Raw genomic sequence first — 7,009 nt, 5'->3', positions numbered from 1 at the left:
CCGCTCAATGTTTGCAAGCTTTAATTTTGAATTTAATTTCAACTCATCATTTGCTTGCTATACTCGAACGTTTGTCCAGCCCCAATCTCTTGGGCGGAAATATAATATACCATGGATTTCATCATAGTGCAAGTATTACTTTATAAAAAAATGAGGCAGCCGTAAATTCGGCTGCCTCATTACTATTTCATCCACCAGTGAATACTATTCACGGTTACGCATGTGTGGGAAGAGCAGTACATCACGGATCGATGGAGAGTTCGTCAGCAGCATAATCAAACGGTCCACACCGATTCCGAGTCCACCCGTTGGTGGCATCCCGTATTCAAGCGCACGCAAGAAATCTTCATCCATATCATGCGCCTCATCGTTGCCTTGTTCCTTCTCTTTCATCTGGGCTTCAAAACGTTGTCGCTGATCAATCGGATCATTCAGCTCAGAGAACGCATTCGCGTGTTCACGTGCTACGATGAACAATTCGAAGCGATCCGTGAACCGCGGATCTACATCATTCTTCTTTGCGAGCGGTGAAATTTCAACGGGATGGCCGGTAACGAAGGTCGGTTGAATCAGCGTTTCTTCAACAAACTGTTCGAAGAACGCATTCAGAATGTGACCGAATGTCATGTGCGGCTCAACAGGAACTTTATGTTCTTTTGCCAAACGATGAGCTTCTTCGTTCGTCATCTCTACGCCAAAATCAACACCGACCACCTCTTTAACGGCATCAACCATCGATACGCGGCGCCATTGCGGTGTCAGATCGACCTCTTGACCTTGATAAGAAATCACCTGCGTGCCGAGCACCTCTTGCGCGATGTGAGCGATTAGATTCTCGGTAAGTGCCATAATATCTTGGTAATCGGCGTAAGCCTCATACAGTTCGATCATCGTGAACTCAGGGTTATGACGTGTAGAGATTCCTTCATTCCGGTAGACGCGACCAATCTCATAAACCTTCTCTAGACCACCGACAATTAGACGCTTCAAATGCAGCTCAATCGCAATTCGCATATACAAATCCATGTCCAGCGCATTGTGATGTGTAATGAATGGTCTTGCTGCGGCACCGCCAGCTATCGTATGCAGTGTTGGCGTTTCTACTTCAAGATACCCGTGTGAATCCAGATAACGACGCATCGATTGAATAACCCGAGAACGGGTAATGAAGGTCTTCTGAACATCCGGATTCATGATGAGATCCACATAACGTTGTCGATAACGGAGTTCTACATCTTTCAAACCATGAAATTTCTCAGGCAGCGGATAGAGCGATTTCGAGAGAACTTCCAGTTCCTTCACCTTCACGGTCGTTTCCCCTGTCTTCGTCTTGAACAGAACACCCTTCACGCCAATAATGTCACCCAGATCCAGAATGCTGAACGCTTCATACGAAGCTTCGGCCACCGTATCCTGACGAACATAAATTTGAACGCGGCCGCTTAGGTCCTGAATATGCGCAAAAGAAGCCTTACCCATACCACGTTTAGCCATAATCCGTCCCGCGAGGTTCACTTCTACTTGCTTCTCTTCCAGTTCTTCCTTCGTAAGGGCATCATATTCCTTGAGGATATCCCCGGCATGGCTATCGCGAACATATTTGCCGCCGAACGGGTCGATTCCCAGTTTGCGAAGCTCGTCCAATTTGTTGTGGCGGATCTGCAACAGCTCACTCAGTTCCTGCTCCTGCTCTTGTTCATGGTTATTGTTTTCTTCCGTCATCGTTGTTCATCTCCTTCATTTCACTAGCAACGATCTGATCGTCCCTATTTAAAAAAGCTTCCCGAAGGAAGCTTTCTGGATCACATTCCGACTTACTTCATGATATCTACAATTTTATATTTAATCACGCCTGCGGGCACGTTTACATCCACGACAGAACCTTTTTGCTTGCCGATAATCGCCTTGCCTACAGGGCTCTCATTGGATATTTTATTGTTGAGCGGATCCGACTCAGCCGTACCCACGATCGTATATTCCATCTTATCACCGAATTCGAGGTCCTCGACAATAACGGTGTTACCTACACCGACAACATCGGTGTTAATATCATCGTTATTAATGATACGCGCGTTGCGGAGCATCTTCTCCAGCGTAATGATCCGACCTTCGATAAAGGCTTGCTCGTTCTTAGCGTCTTCATATTCGGAGTTCTCACTAATATCACCGTAGCCGATGGCAACCTTGATCCGCTCAGCTACTTCGCGGCGCTTTACAGACTTCAGATTCTCGAGTTCGTCCTCCAGTTTCTTCAGACCGTCCTGTGTAAGAATGACTTCTTTATCGCTCATTAACCGATTCTCCTGTCATGTAAATAATTTATACCACGATATCATCTTAACTATATGCCAATTCTCGGGGATCAGAACTCCCCTTGATGCCTGCTTAGTTTCTTGAATTTATACTGAAAGATTATATGGGAACCATTACAAAAAGTCAATGCGCACGCAAGCCGTCAGAGTGCCATCAAAATCAGCCTGGCCGCCGCTTGGCAAGGTCAGCCCATCGCCGCTGCTGCCTGTGGATACACGCTTTTTGTCGAATCTTCCTGGACCATCCGTTGGTCTACAAAATTATAGAGTAGATCAACCATCTCGTCCCGCTTCGTTTCTTCCATAATAATATCCTTAATACGTGCTGAGCCCTTAAGACCCTTCAAATACCACGCCAGATGTTTGCGCATTTCCCGAACAGCAACCGCCTCGCCCCGCAGGGCGATGAGACGGTCCATGTGCAGGATGGCAATCCGGATCTTCTCCTGAGCAGAAGGATCGGGCAGCAACTCGCCCGTCTTCAAATATTCGACCGTCCGGTATAACATCCACGGATTTCCGAGTGCGCCACGTCCGATCATCACGCCGTCGCAGCCAGTTGTGTCCAACATTCGGCGCGCATCTTCGGGTGTAACCACATCGCCATTGCCGATAACAGGGATCGAAACCGCTTCTTTCACTTGTCTGATAATATTCCAATCGGCATGGCCGGTATATAGTTGCTCACGTGTACGTCCATGAACACTTACGGCTTGACCACCTGCCCGTTCGACAGCTTGCGCGTTTTCGACGGCATAGATATGATCACTATCCCAGCCCGTACGCATCTTAACGGTGACAGGCTTATTGACCGCATCCACCACGGACGCAACCATTTCGTAAATTTTGCCCGAATCAAGCAGCCATCTTGCACCTGCATCGACCTTGGTTACTTTCGGAGCAGGGCAACCCATATTAATGTCGATGATATCGGCATTAGTCTCTTGGTCAACCACCTTGGCAGCTTCAACCAAAGACTCGCGGTCACCGCCGAAGATTTGCAGACTCAGCGGCTTCTCACGCTCATCGACGAACAGCATTTCCTGCGTACGCTTGTTACCGTGGACTATCGCCTTGCCGCTGACCATCTCCGCGCATACGAGACCTGTGCCAAATTCCTTGGCAATCAAGCGAAACGCCGGGTTGCATACGCCTGCCATGGGCGCGAGTACAACCTGGTTTTTCATCTCGATGTCTCCGATTTTCAACATGTATCCTATCACTCCTTTATCATTCATCTAATTTATATACAGTAGAACTAATGGCGCGTCTTGAGTTCCTGTACCGTTATCTCCAGGACATCTGCAATCTGGACCAGCGTCTGCTCGTCTGCCATCCGGTTTCCTCTCTCTATTGCACCAAGCACGGCCAAAGAAATACCGGTTCGTTCTGCCAGTTCTTGCTGAGTTAAACCCTTCAGTTTTCGGAAAGCGCGGATACGCTGCGCCAGCTGCTTTTTTTCCACAGTTGTATTCCTTCCTTTCCCTCCAGGTGGGCCAGTGCTGTCTTCACTACAGGGTACAGACCGGAAGGCTCAAACTCCGGTACGATATCGGCAAGCGGTCTTAGAACGAATGCCCGTTCGAACATACGGGGGTGTGGCAGAATGAGCTCCGGTGTATCCAGCCTCCAGCCTTCCATCCATAACAGATCAAGATCAACCGTCCGCGGTCCCCAATGAATATGGCGGACACGTCCAAGCTGCTTCTCAATCTGCTGCGTTTGCGCTAACAGCCCGTGCGGACTTAATGAGGTGGACACCACCGCGGCCAGATTTATAAACATCGGCTGATCTACGTAACCAACCGGTTCAGTTTCATACAAATGGGACACCCGCGTAACCGTTACGCCAGGCACTTCATCCAACCGTTCCAAGGCCTCCATCAGGTTCCCTTCACGGTCTCCCAAATTAGCCCCTAAAGCAATATAAGCCTCTGAATATTCAGAGGTGGCGTGTGAATTCATGATCCTCTCACTTTCTGGTCCGGCGCAACTCGATGGTCACACCTTCGAAATGAATGTCAAAAGGCGGGTGCGGTTTCGTCAATCGGACCGTTAAAGCATCGATAATAGTATAAGTGTCCAGTACCTTAGATGCAATATGCTCGGCCAAAGCTTCAATCAAGCGAAAAGACTCGCTCTGCATGATACCCAGCAAAAGCTCATGAATCTCGGCATAATTTACCGTTAAATCCAAATCATCCGTCTCTCCTGCTTTGCTTAAATCCATCTCCAGCTCAAGATCGACATAGAAACGCTGTCCCAGCTTGCGCTCTTCCTCGAACACTCCGTGATAGCCGTAGTATTCCATTCGACTCAATATCATTTTATCCATGATCGCCCCGTCCTTCCATTCGTTGCCTAAACTAAGATTTTATATCCGCTCTAACTCCATCGACCGGTAGGTCATCGCATCACACATCTTCGCTGTTCGTTTCACCTGTTGTACATCATGAACACGAACGATCTGACAGCCTTGGGCAATGCCGTAAGCGACCGTTGCCGCTGTGCCCTCCAGCACATCCTGTGCAGGCGCATCCAGCACCGTCTGGATAAATCGCTTGCGGGAAGTCGCCAGCAATACCGGAAACCCGAGAGCCACAAGTTGATCAAGTGACGCCATAACCTGCAAATTCTCGTCATAATCTTTGGCGAAACCGATGCCCGGATCAAGCAGAATCTGATGATCTTGGACCCCAGCCTGTCGCGCAACCTCCACACTCTCCATTAAATCACGCTTCACGTCCTCGATCAGGTCCGTGTAATCGCGATCACGCCTGTTATGCATTAGAATCACCGGACAGCCCAACTCCGCAGCCGTCTTCGGCATTTCCGGATCGTCTTTAAAACCCCATATGTCATTGATGATGTGTGCCCCGGCCAGAATTGCCTGCCGAGCGACTTGTGCTTTGTAAGTGTCGATAGATAGCGGAATGTGGGGAGCTTGCTTATGGATCGCTTCGATCACCGGGATCACACGAGATAGCTCTTCTTCTGCCCCAACCTTCTCATGGCCTGGACGGGTGGATTCTCCTCCGATGTCAATCATATCGGCTCCTTCCTCCACTAACTTCAGTGCATGAGCGACAGCCCGCTCCCTATCGTTATAGCGTCCTCCGTCCGAGAATGAATCCGGCGTTACATTCAATATGCCCATAATCAGCGTGGATCGACCCAATTGTAATACGGCATCCTTGCCAAGTTTATACTCACGTTCATAGATCGTTGTCTTCATGTATTTGCCCTGCTTTCTCCCGATATGCGTTCAACAATTGATGTGTAAGCGGACCAATCTTTCCTTGACCAATGCGAACGATAAGGTTGTTCGAGCCAATCAATGTCGTAATTGGAACGATTTCCTGAACAGACCCTGAAGTAAACACTTCGTCCGCCTCAAGTAAATCACTCCAGCGATAACGCCCTTCTTCCGACTCGATGCCAAGCCGCTCCGCCAATTCCAATATCAGTGCCCGGGTAATTCCCGGCAAGATGCCTGTGCTTATATCGGGCGTACACAAGCGGCCTTTCCTTACAAAAAAGATATTGCTGACGATCGTCTCGGCAAGGTTACCCTCCACTGTCAGCATAAGACCTTCTGCCGGTCCGTCTTCCAAGGCTGGATACTGATCCAGCTCTCGCTTGGCCAGTATATTGTTCATGTAATGCAACGATTTCATCCGAACAGGAGATTCCGGCGTGTTCCTGGGCAAAGAGAGCAAGCGAACAGGTCGTCCGTTCTCATAAACGGCTTGACTCACGCTCGGCAGTTCTTTCGCCAATAAAATCTCTGTGGGGTTCATATATCGCTCCGTAGGCAGACCCAATAAACCTTCGCCAGCCGTCACCGTATATCGGATATATGCATCTTGCAGTCCGTTAGCTTCCATAAGCACGGATATCCAGTGCGAGACCATCGAAGGTTCCGCCTTACGTGCAATCCCAAGCTGTTCACAGCTCTGATTGAGACGTTCCAAATGCCGCTCCAATAAAAAGGGTCGTCCCCCGTATGTCCGAAACGTCTCGAACACACCCATCCCGTACAGAAGACCGTGGTCCATGACAGGAACGACGGCCTCTGCTGCTTCAACTATGCGGCCATTCAGGCCTATATATTTCATGCCCTCGCTCCTGCAGTTCGGGTTAAGAAATTCTTCAACATCTGGTGTCCGTGATCCGTAATAATGGACTCTGGATGAAACTGTACGCCTTCAATCGGATATTGTTTATGGCGCAGCCCCATAATTTCGCCTTCTTCCGTCCAGGCGGTGATCTCCAGTTCATCTGGCAGACTCTCTCGCTCCACGATCAGGGAATGATATCGGGTTGCCGTGAAAGGAACCGGCAGCCCTTCGAAGACAGAGTCGCCGTTATGGTGAATCGGCGATGTCTTGCCATGCATTAGCCGCTCCGCACGAATAACGTTACCGCCGAAGGCTTGGCCAATCGCCTGATGTCCAAGGCAAACGCCGAAGATCGGAATTTTTCCTTTAAAGTGGGAGATGATGTCAAGGCTAATGCCTGCTTCATTAGGCGTACATGGTCCCGGTGATATCAGAATATGGTCTGGAGTCAGTGCTTCAATCTCCGCGATATCAATCTCATCATTACGGTATACCTTTACTTCTTCGCCAAGTTCGCCCAAATACTGAACCAGGTTATACGTAAACGAGTCATAATTATCAATAACCAGTATCATG

9 protein-coding genes are annotated in these 7,009 nt (G+C 49.0%); all 9 read right to left on the bottom strand.

Going from position 1 to position 7,009, the window contains the following annotated elements; translation table 11 throughout:
* Window positions 1-204: 204 nt before the first annotated feature.
* The 9 genes from lysS to pabA all read right to left on the bottom strand — a co-directional run bounded on the left by lysS (window position 205) and on the right by pabA (window position 7,008).
* On the bottom strand, window positions 205-1,722 hold the full coding sequence (gene lysS / locus JCM10914_RS27195; protein WP_023967172.1) for a lysine--tRNA ligase: 1,518 nt from the start codon (window positions 1,720-1,722) through the stop codon (window positions 205-207).
* A 92-nt stretch (window positions 1,723-1,814) separates the two neighbouring features.
* Complete coding sequence (greA, locus tag JCM10914_RS27190) at window positions 1,815-2,291, bottom strand: transcription elongation factor GreA (protein WP_023967170.1); 477 nt, start codon at window positions 2,289-2,291, stop codon at window positions 1,815-1,817.
* 206 nt (window positions 2,292-2,497) lie between these two features.
* Window positions 2,498-3,523 carry a tRNA dihydrouridine synthase DusB gene (gene dusB / locus JCM10914_RS27185; protein ID WP_023967168.1) on the bottom strand — a complete coding sequence of 342 codons (1,026 nt, stop codon included), beginning with the start codon at window positions 3,521-3,523 and terminating at the stop codon, window positions 2,498-2,500.
* Window positions 3,524-3,570: 47 nt separating this feature from the next.
* Entirely contained in the window at window positions 3,571-3,777 is a 207-nt protein-coding gene (locus tag JCM10914_RS27180; protein WP_023967166.1) for a helix-turn-helix domain-containing protein, read from the bottom strand.
* A complete protein-coding gene (folK, locus tag JCM10914_RS27175) occupies window positions 3,729-4,277 on the bottom strand; it encodes a 2-amino-4-hydroxy-6-hydroxymethyldihydropteridine diphosphokinase (protein ID WP_036720427.1) in 549 nt (182 codons plus the stop codon). The genes JCM10914_RS27180 and folK overlap by 49 nt, the downstream gene beginning before the upstream one ends.
* Window positions 4,278-4,284: 7 nt before the next feature.
* Window positions 4,285-4,647, bottom strand: a complete 363-nt coding sequence (folB, locus tag JCM10914_RS27170) for a dihydroneopterin aldolase (RefSeq protein ID WP_023967163.1) — start codon at window positions 4,645-4,647, stop codon at window positions 4,285-4,287.
* A gap of 39 nt (window positions 4,648-4,686) precedes the next feature.
* Window positions 4,687-5,547: a dihydropteroate synthase gene (gene folP, locus JCM10914_RS27165; RefSeq protein ID WP_023967161.1), complete on the bottom strand. Its 861-nt coding sequence runs from the start codon at window positions 5,545-5,547 to the stop codon at window positions 4,687-4,689.
* Window positions 5,528-6,430: an aminotransferase class IV gene (locus JCM10914_RS27160; RefSeq protein ID WP_023967159.1), complete on the bottom strand. Its 903-nt coding sequence runs from the start codon at window positions 6,428-6,430 to the stop codon at window positions 5,528-5,530. The genes folP and JCM10914_RS27160 overlap by 20 nt, the downstream gene beginning before the upstream one ends.
* On the bottom strand, window positions 6,427-7,008 hold the full coding sequence (gene pabA / locus JCM10914_RS27155; RefSeq protein WP_023967157.1) for an aminodeoxychorismate/anthranilate synthase component II: 582 nt from the start codon (window positions 7,006-7,008) through the stop codon (window positions 6,427-6,429). Before pabA ends, JCM10914_RS27160 begins: the two co-directional genes overlap by 4 nt.
* Window position 7,009 lies beyond the last annotated feature (1 nt).

This window comes from Paenibacillus sp. JCM 10914 (assembly GCF_001315105.1).
GTDB lineage: Bacteria > Bacillota > Bacilli > Paenibacillales > Paenibacillaceae > Paenibacillus_AQ.
This window is presented reverse-complemented; position numbering and strand designations above follow the sequence as displayed.